Source organism: Microbacterium lushaniae, from assembly GCF_008727775.1.
Lineage (GTDB): Bacteria > Actinomycetota > Actinomycetes > Actinomycetales > Microbacteriaceae > Microbacterium > Microbacterium lushaniae.
This window is the reverse complement of the sequence record NZ_CP044232.1, coordinates 3,224,291-3,239,349: the sequence shown is the minus strand read 5'-3', so window position 1 is coordinate 3,239,349 and position 15,059 is coordinate 3,224,291. Positions and strand designations below refer to the sequence as shown.

The 15,059-nt window shown below is 72.6% G+C and carries 14 protein-coding genes; 13 read left to right on the top strand and 1 reads right to left on the bottom strand.

Annotation, left to right across the window (positions count from 1 at the left end):
- Nucleotides 1-21: 21 nt before the first annotated feature.
- The 13 genes from F6J85_RS15670 to F6J85_RS15610 all read left to right on the top strand — a co-directional run bounded on the left by F6J85_RS15670 (nucleotide 22) and on the right by F6J85_RS15610 (nucleotide 12,408).
- Nucleotides 22-786, top strand: a complete 765-nt coding sequence (locus F6J85_RS15670) for an ATP-binding cassette domain-containing protein (protein WP_150922037.1) — start codon at nucleotides 22-24, stop codon at nucleotides 784-786.
- Entirely contained in the window at nucleotides 783-1,862 is a 1,080-nt protein-coding gene (locus tag F6J85_RS15665; protein ID WP_150922038.1) for an ABC transporter permease, read from the top strand. Before F6J85_RS15670 ends, F6J85_RS15665 begins: the two co-directional genes overlap by 4 nt.
- A gap of 48 nt (nucleotides 1,863-1,910) precedes the next feature.
- Nucleotides 1,911-2,903 (top strand): ABC transporter substrate-binding protein, encoded by a 993-nt coding sequence (locus tag F6J85_RS15660; RefSeq protein WP_150922039.1) that lies wholly within the window; start codon nucleotides 1,911-1,913, stop codon nucleotides 2,901-2,903.
- 63 nt (nucleotides 2,904-2,966) lie between these two features.
- Nucleotides 2,967-3,734 (top strand): SDR family oxidoreductase, encoded by a 768-nt coding sequence (locus F6J85_RS15655; protein WP_150926455.1) that lies wholly within the window; start codon nucleotides 2,967-2,969, stop codon nucleotides 3,732-3,734.
- 2 nt (nucleotides 3,735-3,736) lie between these two features.
- Entirely contained in the window at nucleotides 3,737-5,242 is a 1,506-nt protein-coding gene (locus F6J85_RS15650; protein WP_150926454.1) for a rhamnulokinase, read from the top strand.
- A complete protein-coding gene (locus F6J85_RS15645) occupies nucleotides 5,239-6,000 on the top strand; it encodes a class II aldolase/adducin family protein (RefSeq protein WP_150926452.1) in 762 nt (253 codons plus the stop codon). Before F6J85_RS15650 ends, F6J85_RS15645 begins: the two co-directional genes overlap by 4 nt.
- The gene (locus F6J85_RS15640; RefSeq protein WP_150926449.1) at nucleotides 5,997-6,725 is read left to right on the top strand and encodes an SDR family oxidoreductase; all 729 of its coding nucleotides are present in this window, start codon (nucleotides 5,997-5,999) and stop codon (nucleotides 6,723-6,725) included. Before F6J85_RS15645 ends, F6J85_RS15640 begins: the two co-directional genes overlap by 4 nt.
- Complete coding sequence (locus F6J85_RS15635; RefSeq protein WP_150926448.1) at nucleotides 6,725-7,825, top strand: zinc-dependent alcohol dehydrogenase; 1,101 nt, start codon at nucleotides 6,725-6,727, stop codon at nucleotides 7,823-7,825. Before F6J85_RS15640 ends, F6J85_RS15635 begins: the two co-directional genes overlap by 1 nt.
- Nucleotides 7,822-8,469 carry a nucleoside/nucleotide kinase family protein gene (locus tag F6J85_RS15630; protein WP_150926446.1) on the top strand — a complete coding sequence of 216 codons (648 nt, stop codon included), beginning with the start codon at nucleotides 7,822-7,824 and terminating at the stop codon, nucleotides 8,467-8,469. Before F6J85_RS15635 ends, F6J85_RS15630 begins: the two co-directional genes overlap by 4 nt.
- Complete coding sequence (locus F6J85_RS15625) at nucleotides 8,466-9,308, top strand: class II fructose-bisphosphate aldolase (RefSeq protein ID WP_150926444.1); 843 nt, start codon at nucleotides 8,466-8,468, stop codon at nucleotides 9,306-9,308. Before F6J85_RS15630 ends, F6J85_RS15625 begins: the two co-directional genes overlap by 4 nt.
- Nucleotides 9,305-10,303, top strand: coding sequence for a 1-phosphofructokinase family hexose kinase (locus F6J85_RS15620; protein WP_150926443.1), 999 nt, complete (start codon nucleotides 9,305-9,307; stop codon nucleotides 10,301-10,303). Before F6J85_RS15625 ends, F6J85_RS15620 begins: the two co-directional genes overlap by 4 nt.
- Before the next feature lie 205 nt (nucleotides 10,304-10,508).
- On the top strand, nucleotides 10,509-11,396 hold the full coding sequence (locus tag F6J85_RS15615; protein WP_150926441.1) for a tagatose-bisphosphate aldolase: 888 nt from the start codon (nucleotides 10,509-10,511) through the stop codon (nucleotides 11,394-11,396).
- 49 nt (nucleotides 11,397-11,445) lie between these two features.
- Nucleotides 11,446-12,408 carry a LacI family DNA-binding transcriptional regulator gene (locus F6J85_RS15610; RefSeq protein ID WP_150927526.1) on the top strand — a complete coding sequence of 321 codons (963 nt, stop codon included), beginning with the start codon at nucleotides 11,446-11,448 and terminating at the stop codon, nucleotides 12,406-12,408.
- A 552-nt stretch (nucleotides 12,409-12,960) separates the two neighbouring features.
- Here the strand turns inward: F6J85_RS15610 and F6J85_RS15605 are convergent.
- On the bottom strand, nucleotides 12,961-14,997 hold the full coding sequence (locus F6J85_RS15605) for a bifunctional aldolase/short-chain dehydrogenase (protein WP_150926439.1): 2,037 nt from the start codon (nucleotides 14,995-14,997) through the stop codon (nucleotides 12,961-12,963).
- Nucleotides 14,998-15,059 lie beyond the last annotated feature (62 nt).

Below are 15,059 nucleotides of genomic sequence, written 5' to 3'. Positions count from 1 at the left end.
TCCGCATAGAAAGGAGCTGACATGCCCACCCCCGTACTCGAAGCCCGTGGACTGTCGCGCCAGTTCGGCCACGTCCGCGCGCTCAACGAAGCCGATTTCGAGGTGTATCCGGGCGAGGTGACGGCGCTCATCGGCGACAACGGCGCCGGTAAGTCCACCCTCGTGAAGGCGCTGTCGGGCAACCTCGCCGTCGACAGCGGCACGATCAAGTTCGACGGCGAACCGATCGAGCTCACCACGCCGTCGCAGGCCAGCGCGCTGGGCATCGAGACGGTGTACCAGGACCTCGCCCTGGCCCCGCACCTGGATCCGGTGCAGAACATGTACCTCGGACGCGAACTGCGTCAGTCCGGCGTCGGCGGCGCGTTCGGATTCATGAAGACCAAGGAGATGCGCGAGGAGTCGCGCGCGGCCTTCGCCGATCTGGGCGCGACGGTGCGCTCCCTCACCTCCCCTGTGGGCGAGATGTCGGGCGGTCAGCGTCAGGCGATCGCGATCGCCCGCGCCGTGCACTGGGCCGATCGCCTGGTCTTCCTCGACGAGCCCACCGCCGCCCTCGGCGTCCGCCAGACCCAGAACGTGCTCGACACGATCCGGCGCGTCCGCGACAAGGGCATCGCCGTCGTCCTGATCAGCCACTCGATGCCGCACGTCATGGAGGTCGCCGACCGGATCCAGGTGCTGCGACTGGGCACCCGCGCAGCGGTTCTCGACGCGGGGAGCACGTCGATGGAGGAACTCGTCGGTCTGATGACCGGCGCCATCACGAAGGAGGGGAACCAATGAGCACGTCCAGCCCGCCCACCGAGACCATGGCGATCGGCACCGCCGAACCGAAGGAGGGCTTCTTCAAGCACCTTCTGAAGGCCCAGGCCTTCCAGATCCTGCTCGTGCTCCTGGTGATCGTGGCGATCTTCAGCGCCCTCGCACCCGACACGTTCGCGCAGTGGTCCAACTTCCGCCTCATCATCCAGAACGCCTCCATCCTCGCCGTCCTCGGCATCGGGATGACGTTCGTCATCATCACCGCCGGCATCGACCTCTCGATCGGCTCGGTGCTGGTGTTCTCCGGCGTCGTGGCGGCCATGGTCATGCGGGCCATGGGCGGCCAGGGCTGGGGCGTGGCCATCGTGGGCATCCTCGTCGCGATCGCCTCCGGCGTCGCGTGGGGGCTGTTCAACGGCTTCCTCATCGCCAAGGGGAAGATCCCGCCACTCATCGTCACGCTCGGCTCCCTGGGGATGGCGCTCGGGTTCGCGCAGATCCTCACCGGCGGCGTCGACGTCCGGCAGGTGCCCACGGTGCTGACCACGACGATCGGCTACGGCAACGTGTTCGGCACCATCCCGACCATCTCGGTGATCGCGCTGGTCCTGATCATCATCGGCGCGATCGTGCTGCACTACACCCGCTTCGGCCTGCACACCTTCGCGGTGGGTTCGAGCGAGGTCGCGGCGCGGCGCGTGGGCGTGAAGGTCGACCGTCAGCTGATCAGCATCTACACGATCTCGGGCGGCCTCGCCGGTTTCGCCGGCATCCTCTCCCTGTCGCAGTTCAGCACCACCGCCATCGCGGGCCAGTCGCAGACGAACCTCAATGTCATCGCGGCGGTCGTGATCGGCGGTACGTCGCTGTTCGGCGGCATCGGCACCATCTTCGGCACGGTCGTGGGTCTGTTCATCCCGGCCGTTCTGCAGAACGGGTTCGTCATCACCGGCGTCCAGCCGTTCTGGCAGCAGGTCGCCGTCGGCGCGGTGCTCATCGCCGCCGTGTACGTCGACCAGGCCCGCCGCTCCGCCGCGATGCGGGGCAGCTCACAAAGCCTCTGGCGCAGGTTCGTCAGCGGAAGTCGACGCGGGTGACCGTGGCGACTGCACCAACCCACCACACAAGAGAAACGGTTGATCACAATGAAGTGGAGTAAGAAAGGTCTCGGCATCGCGGTGTTCGGCGCGTCCGCCGCGCTCGTGCTGGCCGGATGTTCGTCCGACGGGGGCAACGCCGGAGGATCCGGCGAAGGCTCGGACGAGGGCTACAAGATCGCGTTCGTCCAGGGCGTCGCCGGTGACGAGTTCTACATCTCGATGGAGTGCGGCATCAAGGAGGCGGCCGAGGCCGCCGGTGCCACCGTCACGGTGCAGGGCCCGGAGAAGTTCGACCCGACGCTGCAGAAGCCGCTCGTGGACTCCGTCGTGGCCTCCAAGCCCGACGCCCTCCTCGTGGCCCCGACCGACGTGACCGCGATGGCAGCGCCCATCCAGGCCGCCGCCGATGCGGGCATCAAGGTCGTCCTCGTCGACACGACGCTGGACGACCCCTCGATGGCGGTCTCGCAGATCTCCAGCGACAACGAGGGCGGCGGCGCTGCGGCGTTCGAGGCCATCAAGGAAGCCCACCCCGACGGTGGCAAGGTCCTGGTCGTCTCGATCGACCCGGGCATCTCGACCTCCGACGCACGCGCCGCGGGCTTCGAGGCGGCTGCGGCGGAGGACGAGAACTTCGAGTTCCTCGGCATCCAGTACAGCCACAACGAGCCGGCCACCGCGGCCGAGATCGTCACGGCGGCCCTGCAGAAGGACCCCGACATCGTCGGCATCTTCGCGGCCAACCTGTTCGCCGCCGAGGGCACGGCCACGGGTGTCCAGCAGGCCGGCAAGACCGGTGACGTCACGATCGTCGGCTTCGACGCGGGCCCGGCTCAGGTCGAGCAGCTGCGGGCCGGCGTCGTTCAGGCGCTCGTCGCGCAGGAGCCGGCGACCATCGGCAAGGACGGCGTCGAGCAGGCCATCGCGGCGCTCGAAGGGGAGAGCACCGAGGAGAAGATCCAGACGGGCTTCACCATCATCACGCAGGACAACATCGACGGCGAGGGCGCGGACGCCGCCTACCGTTCCTCCTGCTGACCCCTCCGCGGTGGCCGGAGCATCACGCTCCGGCCACCGCGGCCACCTCCCGGACGGAGCATCATGAACTTCCCCGACCTGGCCGGCCGCACGGCCGTCATCACCGGCGGTGCGCGGGGCATCGGCTATTCGCTGGCGTCGGCCCTGGCCCGCCAGGGCGTGAACGTCGCCCTGCTCGACCTGCTGCCGGAGGTCTCCGACTCCGCCGCGCGCCTGGCCGGCGAACACGGCGTGCAGACCGCATCCGCCCTCGTCGACGTCACCGATCCGGTCTCGGTGGATGCGGCGTTCGCCGACGTCCGCGAGGCGCTCGGAGTCGCGGACATCCTCATCACCGCCGCCGGCATCACCATCTGGGGCGACGCCGCCGAGGTGGCTCCGGAGACGTGGCGCAAGGTCATCGACGTGAACCTCAACGGCACGTTCTTCAGCACGCAGGCCTTCGCCCGCCCGCTGCTGGCAGAGGGCCGGGAAGGCTCGGCCATCCTCATCTCCTCGATGTCGGGCCGCGTCGTGAACGTGCCCCAGCATCAAGCGTCGTACAACGCGTCCAAAGCAGCCGTCGACCAGCTGACCACCTCACTCGCGGTCGAGTGGGCGCCCGCCCTGCGCGTGAACGCGATCGCGCCGGGCTACATCCTCTCGGACATGACGCGTCAGTTCATCGACGCCAACCCCGACCTCGCCGCGCAGTGGATCTCCGCGATCCCGGCCGGGCGCATGGGGGAACCCGCTGACCTCGACGGCCTCGTGCTGCTGCTGGCCTCCTCGGCCTCGTCGTATCTGACCGGGCAGACGCTCGTGATCGACGGCGGCTACACGGCCATCTGACGATGCCTGCACCATCGCCGGCCGCGTTCCTCGCCGTCGACCTCGGCTCCGCCAGCGGCCGGGTCATGCTCGGCGTCCTGGACGCCGGCATCCGCCGCCTGTCCGTGCGCGAGGTCGCGCGCTTCGCCAACCGCCCCGTGCCCCGCCCGGAAGGTCTCGCGTGGGACATCGACTCCCTGTGGGACGACGTGCTCGCCGGGCTCGCCCGAGGGTGCGCCGCCGCGGCGTCGGCGGGCGCGACGGTACGCGGCATCGGCGTGGATTCGTGGGGCGTGGACTATGTCCGTCTCGGCGCCGACGGCGGGATGCGCCCGTTCGCGCGCCACCATCGCGACGTGGATCCCGCGTTCGCCGCCGTCACGTCGGCATCGCGTGACGTGGCGGCCGACTACGCCGCCACGGGCGTGCTGGACCAGGCCATCAACACCGCCCATCAGCTCCGTCAGGACGCGCGCGACGGTGTCGGCGCCCCCGACGACACGATCCTGCTGATCGCCGACGCGTTCGTCCACCTGCTCACCGGCGCGGTCGCCGCCGAGCGCTCGCTGGCCTCCACGACGGCGCTCGTGGACCGCGCGCACGGCGAGTGGTCGCCCGCGCTGACGGCCGGGCTCCCCGCCCGACTGCCCGCGCTCGTGCCGGCGGGGCACCCGGCCGGATCCACCACGACCGACGTGACGGCGCGGCTGGGCGTGAGCGAGCCGGTGCCGGTGTTCTTCGTCACCTCCCATGACACCGCGGCGGCGTTCTCCGCGGTCGTGGGGGCGGGCGGGAGTGCCGAACTCGAGGGGGTCGTGGCGTGCGGAAGCTGGGCGGTCGCCGGTGCCGCCGTCGCCGAGCCCGTGCTCACCGAGGCGGCGCGCACGTGCGGGTTCACGCAGGAGACCGGCGCCGAGGGCGCGACGCTCCTGGTGAAGAACCTCAGCGGGATGTGGCTCCTGCAGCAGGTCACACGGGAGTGGGCGGTGCAGGACGGACTGGTCGAATGGCCGCTCGCCCGGCTCTCCGAGCTCCTCGAGGATGCGGCGGCGTCGCGCTACGCCGGATGCTTCGACCCCGCCGATCCCGCGCTGGGCACCCCTGGCGGCCTCATCGACCGCCTGCACGCCCGGTGCGCAGCCGACGTCGGCTCGCCGCCGCAGACGCGCGCCGACCTCGCCCGCGCCATCCTCGCCAGCCTCGCGCACGCGTATGCGCGCACGATGACCGAGATCCGCCGGCTCACCGGCCGGCCCGTCGCCCGCATCCGCCTGGTCGGAGGCGGGGCGCGCGGAGACCTGCTGGCGGCCCTCACCGCGGCCGCCGCCGGCGTGCCGGTCACGGCCGGCCCCGCCGAGGCGTCGGTGCGCGGCATCCTCCTCCAGCTCGCCGTCGCCGCCGGCGCACTGCCCGATCTCGCCGCCGCCCGCGCCCTGGACGTGGACGACGGCGAGCCTCTGCCGCGCGAGTACCCGCCCCCCGCGATGCGCCTTTCCGCCTCCCGCCCCGTCCCCGAAGGAGCCCCATGACCGACGCCGCCCGAGACGCCCTCGTCGATCTGTCACGCCGACTGGGCGACCCGGCCTTCGACGCCGCCCTGCTGGGTGAGGGCAACACGTCGATGCGCGTGGCCGACGGCATGCTCGTCAAGGCCAGCGGGGCCGCCCTCGGGGCCGCCGGGCACGACGACTTCGTCCCGATGGCCTTCCGCGAGGCGCTCGCCGTGATCCAGGACGAGCGAGCAGGCGACGCCGAGGTGGACACGCTGTTCTCCGCCGTCGCCGCGAGGGCGGGGCGACGTCCCTCCGTCGAGGCGCTTCTGCACGCCGTCGTGTACGACGCCACCGACGCCCGCGTCGTCGCGCACAGCCATCCGACGGCGGTGAACGCGCTGCTGTGCTCGGACGCCGCCGAGCTGCTCGTCGAGGGAGCGCTGTTCCCCGACCAGATCGTGGTCCTCGGCGCCGCGCCGATGCTCGTGCCCTACGTCGACCCCGGCGTCCGGCTCGCGCGCGAGGTGCGCACACGCCTCGCGCGGCACATCGACGAGCACGGCGATGCGCCGAAGGTCATCTACTTGCGCAACCATGGGATGTTCGCACTCGGCGCGAGCGCCGAGCAGGTTCTGGGCATCACGGCGATGGCGCAGAAGTGTGCCCGGGTGCTCATCGGCGCGGCGGCCGTCGGCGGCGTGCGGTTCATGCCCGCCGACGAGGTCGTCCGCATCGACACCCGTCCCGACGAGAAGTACCGGCGCGCGCTGCTCGCCGGGGAGGAGACCCGATGACCACGCTGACCGACAAGGTGGCGATCCTCACCGGCGCGAGCTCGGGTATCGGCCTGGCCACGGCCCACGCCCTCGCCGCGGAGGGCGTGCACGTCGTGGCCGTGGCCCGCTCGGAGGACAAGCTCGCCGAGCTCGCGGCGAGCCTCGGCGACCGCGTCACCCCGTTCGCGGCGGATGTGGCCGACCCCGCCAGCGCGGAGCGCATCGTGGCGCACGCCCTGGACCGGCACGGCCGGCTCGACATCGTCCTGCCCAATGCGGGCGTCTACGTCGGCGGCGACCTCGTCACCACCGACCCCGCCGACATCGCAGCCCTCGTGTCCACCAACGTCACGGGCGTGATGACCCTCGTCCGGGCCGCGCTTCCGTGCCTGCTCGCGCAGGGATCGGGCGACATCGTCGTCACCAGTTCGGTGTCGGGGCACCAGGACATCGAGTGGGAGCCGGTGTACTCGGCGAGCAAGCACGCCGTGCAGTCCTTCGTGCACACCGTCCGGCGCCAGACCGCGGAGAGCGGCGTGCGGGTGGGGGCGATCGCGCCGGGCGTCGTGCTCAACCCGCTGTGGGGCTTCGCGCACGGCTCGCCGGAGGAGGCTGCGCGCATCGAGGAGCGCACCGGCATCCGCTCGGCCGACGTCGCCGATGCGATCGTGTTCATGCTGACCCGCCCCGCCCACGTCGTCGTGCGCGACCTCGTCCTCCTGCCCACCGGGCAGCCGATCTGATGGCCTGGCCGACCGGCCGCATGGCGGCCCTCGTCTTCGCCGGCCCCGGCGCCGTTCAGTGGCGCGAGGTCGCGATCCCCGACGCCCGAGAGGGTCACGTGCTCGTGCGCGTCGAGCGGGTCGGGATCTGCGGCACCGACCTTGCGCTGCTGGACGGATCGATGGGGTATCTCGAATCCGGGCTCACGCGCTATCCGATCCGCCCCGGCCACGAATGGTGCGGCACGGTCGTCGCCGTCGCCGGCGGCGTCTCGGACGTCACCGTCGGCGACCGCGTCGTCGGTGAGCCGTTCCTCAGCTGCGGACGGTGCGCCGTGTGCCGCGCCGGACGCCGGGACCAGTGTCCGCACCGCGACGAGATGGGGGTCCGCGGCGACGCGCCCGGGGCGGCCGCGCAGTACGTCGCGGTGCCCGCCGAGAACGTCGCGGTCGTGCCGGTGGGTCTCGACCCCTCGGCGGCGGTGCTCGCCGAACCCCTCGTCACCGTGCTCCACGCCCTCTCGGTCGTGCGGCTGGAAGCCGGCGAATCCCTCGGCATCATCGGCGCAGGCACCCTGGGGATGCTGGCCGCCCAGGTCGCGCGCGCCGCCGGCGCCGAGGTGACCGTGTACTCCCGCGGCGACCGTGCCGAGCGCGCCCAGGCGTGCGACGCGGCATTCGTCCGCAGCGCCGACGCGCCCGCCGACCGCCATGACGCCGTGATCGAGGCCTCCGGGGGCGAGGGCACCGTCGGCCTCGCCGTGCGGCTGGCCCGTCCCGCCGGGCGCGTCGCGCTCGTCGGCGTCCCGGGGTCGCCCGAATCGCTGGATGCCATGCCGGTCGTGGTCAAGGGACTGCAGGTGACCGGGGTCCTGGGCGGCATCCCGTTCCTCCAGCGGGCCGTGCGGCTGCTCGCCGACGGCGTCGTGAAACCCGACGCCGTGATCGACCGCGTGCTGCCGGCCGCGCGGGTCGTCGAGGCGCTGGAGCTGCTCGCCGGCGGTGGCACGCACCGCCCCAAGATCCTGCTCGACCTCCTGCTCGACCCCCTGCTCGACCCCGCGGACGTGGCATCGGTCGTCTCCGCCGGCAGCGATGAGGGAACAGGAGACGCGGCATGACCGTGCCCACCGTGCATGTGGACGAGCTCGTGGAGCGCGCGCGGCAGCTCGCCGCCGGCGGCCGGCGGGTCGTGCTGGGGATAGCGGGGGCGCCCGGAGCGGGCAAGAGCGTCCTGTCCGACGCGCTGCTGGCCGCGCTCGGCCCCGACGCGGTGCTCGTGGGGATGGACGCCTTCCACCTCGCCGATGCCGAGCTCGCCCGCCTGGGCCGGGGCGAGCGGAAAGGGGCCCCCGACACCTTCGACGTCGACGGATACGTCGCGACGCTCGAGCGCATCCGGGCCCGTGACCGGGTCGTCTACGCACCCGTCTTCGACCGCTCCCTGGAGGCGGCCGTCGCCGGATCCGTCCGCGTGGATCCGCAGGTGCCCATCGTCCTGACGGAGGGGAACTACCTCCTCCTCGACTCCGGCGGCTGGGAGCGGGTGCGCCCCCGGCTGGACGAGGTGTGGTTCGTCCAGCCCGACGAGGCCTCGCGCCAGAGGTGGCTCATCGCGCGCCACGAGAGCTACGGACGCGACCCGGCCGCCGCGCGCGCGTGGGCGCTGGGCACCGATCAGCGCAACGCCGAGCTCGTCCAGACCACCGCGCACCGCGCCGACCGTGTCTTCGCGGTCGACTACCGAAGGGAATCCCGCGCATGACGCTGGCGACCATGTCCACCCTGCTCGCCGACCACCGTGCCGTCGGCGCGTTCAACTTCGTGCAGCTCGAGCTCGCCCAGGCGATCGTCGCCGGTGCGGAGGAGGCGGGCGCCGGTGTCGTGCTGCAGCTGTCGCAGAACGCCGTCCGCTTCCACGGCGCCCTCGGCCCCGCCGCATCCGCCGCGCTGCAGCTCGCCCACGGCGCCCGGGTTCCCGTCGTCGTGCACCTGGACCACGCCACCGACGAAACCCTCGTGGATGCCGCACTCGCCGCCGGCGTGCGCTCGGTGATGTTCGACGGCGCGCACCTGCCCGACGCCGAGAACCTCGCACGCACGCGTGCCATCGCCGACCGCGCGCACGCCGCCGGCGCGTGGGTGGAGGCGGAGCTCGGCGAAGTCGGCGGAAAGGGCGGGGCCCACACGCCCGGTGTCCGCACCGACATCGAGGATGCGGCGGCGTTCGTGGCCGCCACCGGCGTCGACGCGCTGGCGGTCGCGGTGGGCAGCTCGCACGCCATGACCGAGCGCGCCGCGTCGCTGGATGAGGACCTCATCTCGCGTCTTGCCGCCCGGGTGCCGGTGCCGCTCGTCCTGCACGGCTCCAGCGGGGTGCCCGACGCGGGCATCGACGGCGCGATCCGCGCCGGCATGCGCAAGATCAACATCGGCACGCACCTCAACGTCGTCTTCACCGGCGCGGTGCGCGAGGCGCTCGCCGCCGACCCGGCGATCGTCGATCCGCGCACCTACGTGCGCCCCGCCCGAGACGCCGTCGCGCGGGAGGTCGCGCGGATGCTGCGGCTCATCGTCGGCGGCGCGGGCGAGGGCCGGGCATGACCGCGCGGCTGGGCCGGGGCGGTGTCGTCACGCTCACCCCCGCCGGCGCCATCGATGCGACCTACCTGGTCGACGGCTTCGCGCGGGGCGACCTCATCCGCGCCTCCGAGTACACCCGTGAGGTCAGCGGCAAGGGGGTCAACCTCTCCGCCGCCCTCGATCTGGCCGGGGTGCCCACGGCAGCGGTCGTCGTGCTCGGGCAGGACGACGTCGCCTTCGCCGGGCACTCGCCCCACGCCGCGCTCCTGCGGATCGTTCCGGTCCCCGGCGCCACGCGCGTGAACACCGCGATCGTCGACGCCGCCGGGGCCACGACGAAGGTCAACGCGCCCACGCCGCCGCTGAGCGCGGAGGCGTGGGCGCGGGCGACCGACACGGCCCTGGCCGAGGTCGCCGCCTCGGATGCGCAGTGGCTCGTGCTGTGCGGTTCGCTGCCGGTGCTCGCCGGCAGCGGCCGGCCCGTGGATGCGACGGAGCTGTTCACGCGAGCGCGGGAACGCGGCATCCGCGTCGCGGTGGACACCAGCGGCGCCGGCCTCGCCCGCGCCCTGGGCGCCACGCCCGACCTCGACCTCATCAAGCCCAACACCGCCGAACTGGCCGAGCTCACCGGTCGTGCGCTCGTCACGGTGGGCGACGTCGTCGGCGCCGCCCGCACGCTCATCGACCGCGGGCTCGCTCTGGCATACGTCAGCATGGGCGCCGACGGTGCGCTCGCCGTCTCGGCCGACGAGGTCGTGCACGCCCATGCCCGCTCCCGGCGTCTGGCCAACACCGCCGGCGCCGGCGATGCGTCGCTGGCCGGCTTCCTGGTCGGGCTGGCATCCGGCGCCTCGGAGTCGCTGGAATCCGCCGTCGCCCACGCCGCCGCATGGGGTGCTCACGCGGTGGCGCAGACCACCACGGTCCTCCCGGGCCTGGGCGGCCTCCCGGAGGCGGTCGTCACGGTGGCGCCCGATCCCGCCACCGCCCTGTCGGAGCCGGCGGGGGCCTGACCGCTCCCGAGGCGGCCCCGCGGGGTGGCGGTGCGCTGGGCGCGCTGGGCTCTGGGTGCTGGGCGCGGGGCGCTGGGCGCTGGGCGCTGGGCGCTGGAGCATTGACAGGCGAGCCCCCAGGCGGCACCATGGAAGTGAGCAAGTCACCGGTGTCATGGTTGATTTTCCGGGGTTTCGCGAGGCAGCGACGGGAAGAGGGAACCGCATGAACGCACTGACCACGGCCGAACGACGTGGGATGCAGGTCATCTCCACGGCGGCCGGCAACATGCTCATCGTCGCGGCCGACCAGCGCAACGGCATGAAGGCCGCGATCCTGGATGCGCCGGAGGGGTCCTCCGCGATCACGAAGGCCGAGCTGGCAGAGGTCAAGGCCGACCTCGTGCGCCACCTCGCCAACCATGCCCCCGCCATCCTGCTCGACCCCGAAGTGGCGCTGCCGGCGATCGTGGACGACGGCGTCCTCGCCCGTGACACCGCGCTCGTGGTCGGGCTCGACGCATCCGGGTTCGAGGAGGTCGACGGGCTCCGCTACACGAAGCACGTCGACGGGGTCACGCCCGCCACCGTCCGCGCGCTCGGCGGCGACGCCGCCAAGATGCTCTGGTACACCCGGCCCGACCGGCAGGACGCCGGCTCCCGCGTCGCGCACGAGATCCGCGAGCTGGTCGCAGCCTGCGAGGCGGAAGGCGTGCTGCTCATCGTCGAGCTGCTGACCTACCAGCTGCCGGGGGAGAGCGACGAGGAGTACGCGGCATCCTTCGCCTCGCTCGTGGCCGGTGGCGCCGCGCTCGCGGTGGCGTGCGGCGCGAAGGTGCTCAAGCTGCAGTACCCCGGCAGTGCCGAGGCGTGCGCCGCTGTCACGGATGCCGCGCAGGGGGTGCCGTGGGCGGTGCTGTCGGCGGGCGTGGACCACGAGACTTTCATCAACCAGGTGCGCACGGCGATGTCGGGCGGGGCAGCGGGTGCCATGGCAGGCCGGTCGCTCTGGAAGGACAGCCTGTCGATCTCGGCCGATACCCGTGCGCACCTGCTCACCGAGCGGGCCCTCGTCCGCCTGCGCGAATTGACTGCCGCCGTCGACGGCCTCTGAAATCCGCCGATCCGGCCCGGTCGGATGGAAGGATGACGGCGTGACGACGATGCGAGACGTGGCCGCACGGGCCGGGGTCAGTGCGAAGACGGTCTCCCGGGTGTTCAACGATGATCCGCATGTGCTCCCGCACACGCGCGAGCGGGTGCAGCGGGTCATGCGGGAGCTCAACTACGTGCCGAATGTGCTGGCCACGACGTTCCGCGCCGGACGCTCGTCGGTGATCGGGGTGGCGGTTCCCGACATCGTCGACCCGTTCTTCGCCGCGATCGCCCGGGCGGTGGACGACGTCGCCCGGCACGCGGGGATGTCGACGCTCGTCACGAGCCTGGGCGACGACCCCGCCGACGAGCGCGCCACGATCGAGTCGCTCCTGGGGCGCAAGCTGTCCGGTCTCATCGTCGCCCCCGTCGGAGACGACCAGGCCTACCTCGAGCGCTGGCAGGAGTCCACCCCGATCGTGTGCGTGGACCGCGCCCCCTCCGGGCTGCGCGCCGACACCTTCACCGCCGACGACGAGGCGGGCGCGCACGCGGCGACGGCGCATCTGCTGGGGCACGGACATCGCCGCATCGCGTACCTCGGCGACGTGCTCGGGCGCTCCACGGAGCGCGCACGCCTGGAGGGATGGCGCCGCGCCCTGCGCGAGGCCGGATTGCCGGAGGACGACGCATTGATCGCCGCCGACGTGGCTACTCCGGCGGCGGCGCAGCGCGAGATCGCGCGCGTGCGGGGGCTGGGCGATCCGGCCACGGCGATCTTCTCGTCCAACGCGCGCACGACGATGGCGCTGGTGCGCGCGACGCGCGAGGAGCACGTGCCGCTGGTCGGCTTCGGCGACTTCCCCCTGGCCGACCTGCTGCGTCCGGCGATCACCGTGATCGACCAGAGCCCGGACCGGCTCGGCCGCCTCGCCGCCGAGCGCGTGCTGTCGCGGCTGTCCGCGCCCACCGCCGAACCCGACCACGCCGTCGTGGACGTCACCCTCGTCGAGCGCGACTCCTGCCGCTAGGCCCCGCCCCCGCCTGCGCGCAGCCTCCGCGCGGCGCGGCCCGCGGCGGCGCCGCGCCGTAGCCGCCCCAGGTTCGCGCTACTTCGGTGCATTCGCGCCACATCTTTACGGCGCGGATGCGCGAAACAGGCGCAGACGTGGGTTCGGCGGGGGTGGCCCAGGACACGAGCGGGCGAGCGTGGGGCGCGCGGGCGGCGGCCCGCTCCCGGCCTGCGCGGTCGCCGCGGCCGCGGCGCCACCTCCGCGCGGCCCGTGGCACCACGTTCGCGCTACTTCGGTGCGTTCGCGCCACATCTTTACGGCGCGGATGCGGAAAACAGGCGCAGACGTGGGTTCGGCGGGGGTGGCCCAGGACACGAGCGGGCGAGCGTGGGGCGCGCGGGCTGCGGCCCGCTCCCGGCCTGCGCGGTCGCCGCGGCCGCGTCCGCCCGGGCGCCGGCCGCGTCCGCCCCGCGCCCGGCCGTGGCCCCTGGGGTTCGCGCTACTTCGGTGCATTCGCGCCACATCTTTACCGCGCGGATGCGCGGAACAGGCGCGGACGTGGGGCCCGCGTCAGCGGAGGAACGCGGCGGCGACGCCGGAGTCCACCGGCACGTGCAGGCCCGTCGTGCGCGACAGCTCCGGGCCGGTGAGGACGTACACGGCGTCGGCGACGTTCTCCGGCACGACCTCGCGCTTGAGGATCGTGCGGTTGGCGTAGAACTGACCGAGATCCTCTTCCTTCACGCCGTAGGTGGCGGCCCGGTTCGCACCCCAGCCGGAGGCGAAGATGCCGGAGCCGCGGACGACACCGTCGGGGTTGATGCCGTTCACGCGCACGCCGTGCTCGCCGAGCTCGACCGCGAGTAGGCGCACCTGGTGCGCCTGGTCGGCCTTGGTCGCCGAGTACGCGATGTTGTTCGGCCCGGCGAAGACCGAGTTCTTCGACGAGATGTACACGATGTCACCGCCCATGCCCTGCGCGATGAGCGCGCGAGCCGCGGCCTTCGCCACGAAGAACGAGCCCTTCGCCATCACGTCGTGCTGCAGGTCCCAGTCCTGCTCGGTCGTCTCCAGCAGCGGCTTCGACAGCGACAGCCCGGCGTTGTTGACGACGAGGTCGATGCCGCCGAACGCCAGCAGCGTCGCATCGAGAGCCGCCTGCACGGCATCGGCGTCGGCCACGTTCGCCGCGACGCCGATCGCGACATCCGCGTTCCCGAGCTCGGCCGCGGCGGACTGTGCCTTCTCCAGGTCGAGGTCGGCCACGACGACGCACGCGCCTTCGGCCGCGAGACGCGTGGCGATCGCCTTGCCGATTCCGGATGCGGCGCCGGTGACGAGAGCGATGCGACCCTGGTGCGACTTCGGCTTCGGCATCCGCTGCAGCTTCGCGTCCTCCAGCGCCCAGTACTCGATGCGGAGCTTCTCCGCGTCCGAGATGGGGGTGTAGGTCGAGAGGGCTTCCGCGCCGCGCATCACGTGGATCGCGTTGACGTAGAACTCGCCCGCCACGCGTGCGGTCTGCTTGTTCGCGCCGTACGAGAACATCCCGACACCGGGGATCAGCACGATGAGCGGGTCGGCGCCGCGCATGGCGGGGCTCGATGCATCCGCGTGCGCGTCGTAGTACGCCCGGTAGTCGGCGCGGTACTGCTCGTGCAGCTCGGTCAGGCGGGCAATGGATGCGTCCACCGACGCGCCGGCGGGCAGGTCGAGCAGCATCGGCTTGACCTTCGTGCGCAGGAAGTGGTCGGGGCAACTCGTGCCGAGGGCGGCGAGGTCCGCTGCCTTCTCGCCGGCGAGGAACTCCAGCACGTCGTCGGAGTCGGTGAAGTGCCCGACCATGGGCTTGTCGGTGGACGCGAGCCCGCGGATGGTGGGGGCCAGGGCCGCGGCCTTGGCGCGTCGCTCGGCCTGGGGGAGCGCCTCGTAGCCGGCGCGCACGCCGCCGAAGGGATCGGACCGCCCGTGCTCGCCGATGTACGCCTCCGCCGTGTGGATGATCCACAGCGAGTTCGCCTCCGCCTCCTCCGACGTCTCCCCCCACGCGGTGATGCCGTGCCCGCCGAGGATGCAGCCGATCGCCTGCGGGTTCTGCCGCTTGATCTCGGCGATGTCCAGGCCCAGCTGGAAGCCGGGCCGCCGCCACGGCACCCACACGACCTTCCCCGCGAAGATCCGCGAGGTCAGCTCCTCGCCGTCGGCGGCGGTGGCGATCGCGATGCCGGAATCCGGATGCATGTGGTCCACGTGCGCCGCGTCCACCAGGGCGTGCATCGCCGTGTCGATCGATGGAGCCGCGCCGCCCTTGCCATGCAGGCAGTAATCGAACGCGGCGACCATCTCGTCCTCACGCTGCACACCCGGATAGACGTCGACGAGCGCGCGCACCCGGTCCAGCCGCAGCACCGCGAGGCCCGCCTCGGTGAGCGTGCCGAGGTCGCCGCCCGACCCCTTCACCCACAGCAGCTCGACGGGCTCGCCGGTGACCGGGTCGATCCCGGTGCCCTTCGCGGAGGTGTTGCCGCCGGCGTAGTTCGTATTGCGTGGATCCGCGCCCAGGCGGCGGCTGCGGGCGATGAGCTCGGACGGGGTCGACGCGGTCATGATGCCACTCCAGGATGTTCGGTGATGTGAAATCTACCATCAACGAACATCGCAGTTCAGAG

What these genes read in the sequence shown, in the direction of transcription:
- F6J85_RS15670 (WP_150922037.1), top strand. Translation starts at nt 22, where the DNA reads ATGCCCACCCCCGTACTCGAAGCCCGTGGACTGTCGCGCCAGTTCGGC.
- F6J85_RS15665 (WP_150922038.1), top strand. Translation starts at nt 783, where the DNA reads ATGAGCACGTCCAGCCCGCCCACCGAGACCATGGCGATCGGCACCGCC.
- F6J85_RS15660 (WP_150922039.1), top strand. Translation starts at nt 1,911, where the DNA reads ATGAAGTGGAGTAAGAAAGGTCTCGGCATCGCGGTGTTCGGCGCGTCC.
- F6J85_RS15655 (WP_150926455.1), top strand. Translation starts at nt 2,967, where the DNA reads ATGAACTTCCCCGACCTGGCCGGCCGCACGGCCGTCATCACCGGCGGT.
- F6J85_RS15650 (WP_150926454.1), top strand. Translation starts at nt 3,737, where the DNA reads ATGCCTGCACCATCGCCGGCCGCGTTCCTCGCCGTCGACCTCGGCTCC.
- F6J85_RS15645 (WP_150926452.1), top strand. Translation starts at nt 5,239, where the DNA reads ATGACCGACGCCGCCCGAGACGCCCTCGTCGATCTGTCACGCCGACTG.
- F6J85_RS15640 (WP_150926449.1), top strand. Translation starts at nt 5,997, where the DNA reads ATGACCACGCTGACCGACAAGGTGGCGATCCTCACCGGCGCGAGCTCG.
- F6J85_RS15635 (WP_150926448.1), top strand. Translation starts at nt 6,725, where the DNA reads ATGGCCTGGCCGACCGGCCGCATGGCGGCCCTCGTCTTCGCCGGCCCC.
- F6J85_RS15630 (WP_150926446.1), top strand. Translation starts at nt 7,822, where the DNA reads ATGACCGTGCCCACCGTGCATGTGGACGAGCTCGTGGAGCGCGCGCGG.
- F6J85_RS15625 (WP_150926444.1), top strand. Translation starts at nt 8,466, where the DNA reads ATGACGCTGGCGACCATGTCCACCCTGCTCGCCGACCACCGTGCCGTC.
- F6J85_RS15620 (WP_150926443.1), top strand. Translation starts at nt 9,305, where the DNA reads ATGACCGCGCGGCTGGGCCGGGGCGGTGTCGTCACGCTCACCCCCGCC.
- F6J85_RS15615 (WP_150926441.1), top strand. Translation starts at nt 10,509, where the DNA reads ATGAACGCACTGACCACGGCCGAACGACGTGGGATGCAGGTCATCTCC.
- F6J85_RS15610 (WP_150927526.1), top strand. Translation starts at nt 11,446, where the DNA reads ATGCGAGACGTGGCCGCACGGGCCGGGGTCAGTGCGAAGACGGTCTCC.
- F6J85_RS15605 (WP_150926439.1), bottom strand. Translation starts at nt 14,997, where the DNA reads ATGACCGCGTCGACCCCGTCCGAGCTCATCGCCCGCAGCCGCCGCCTG.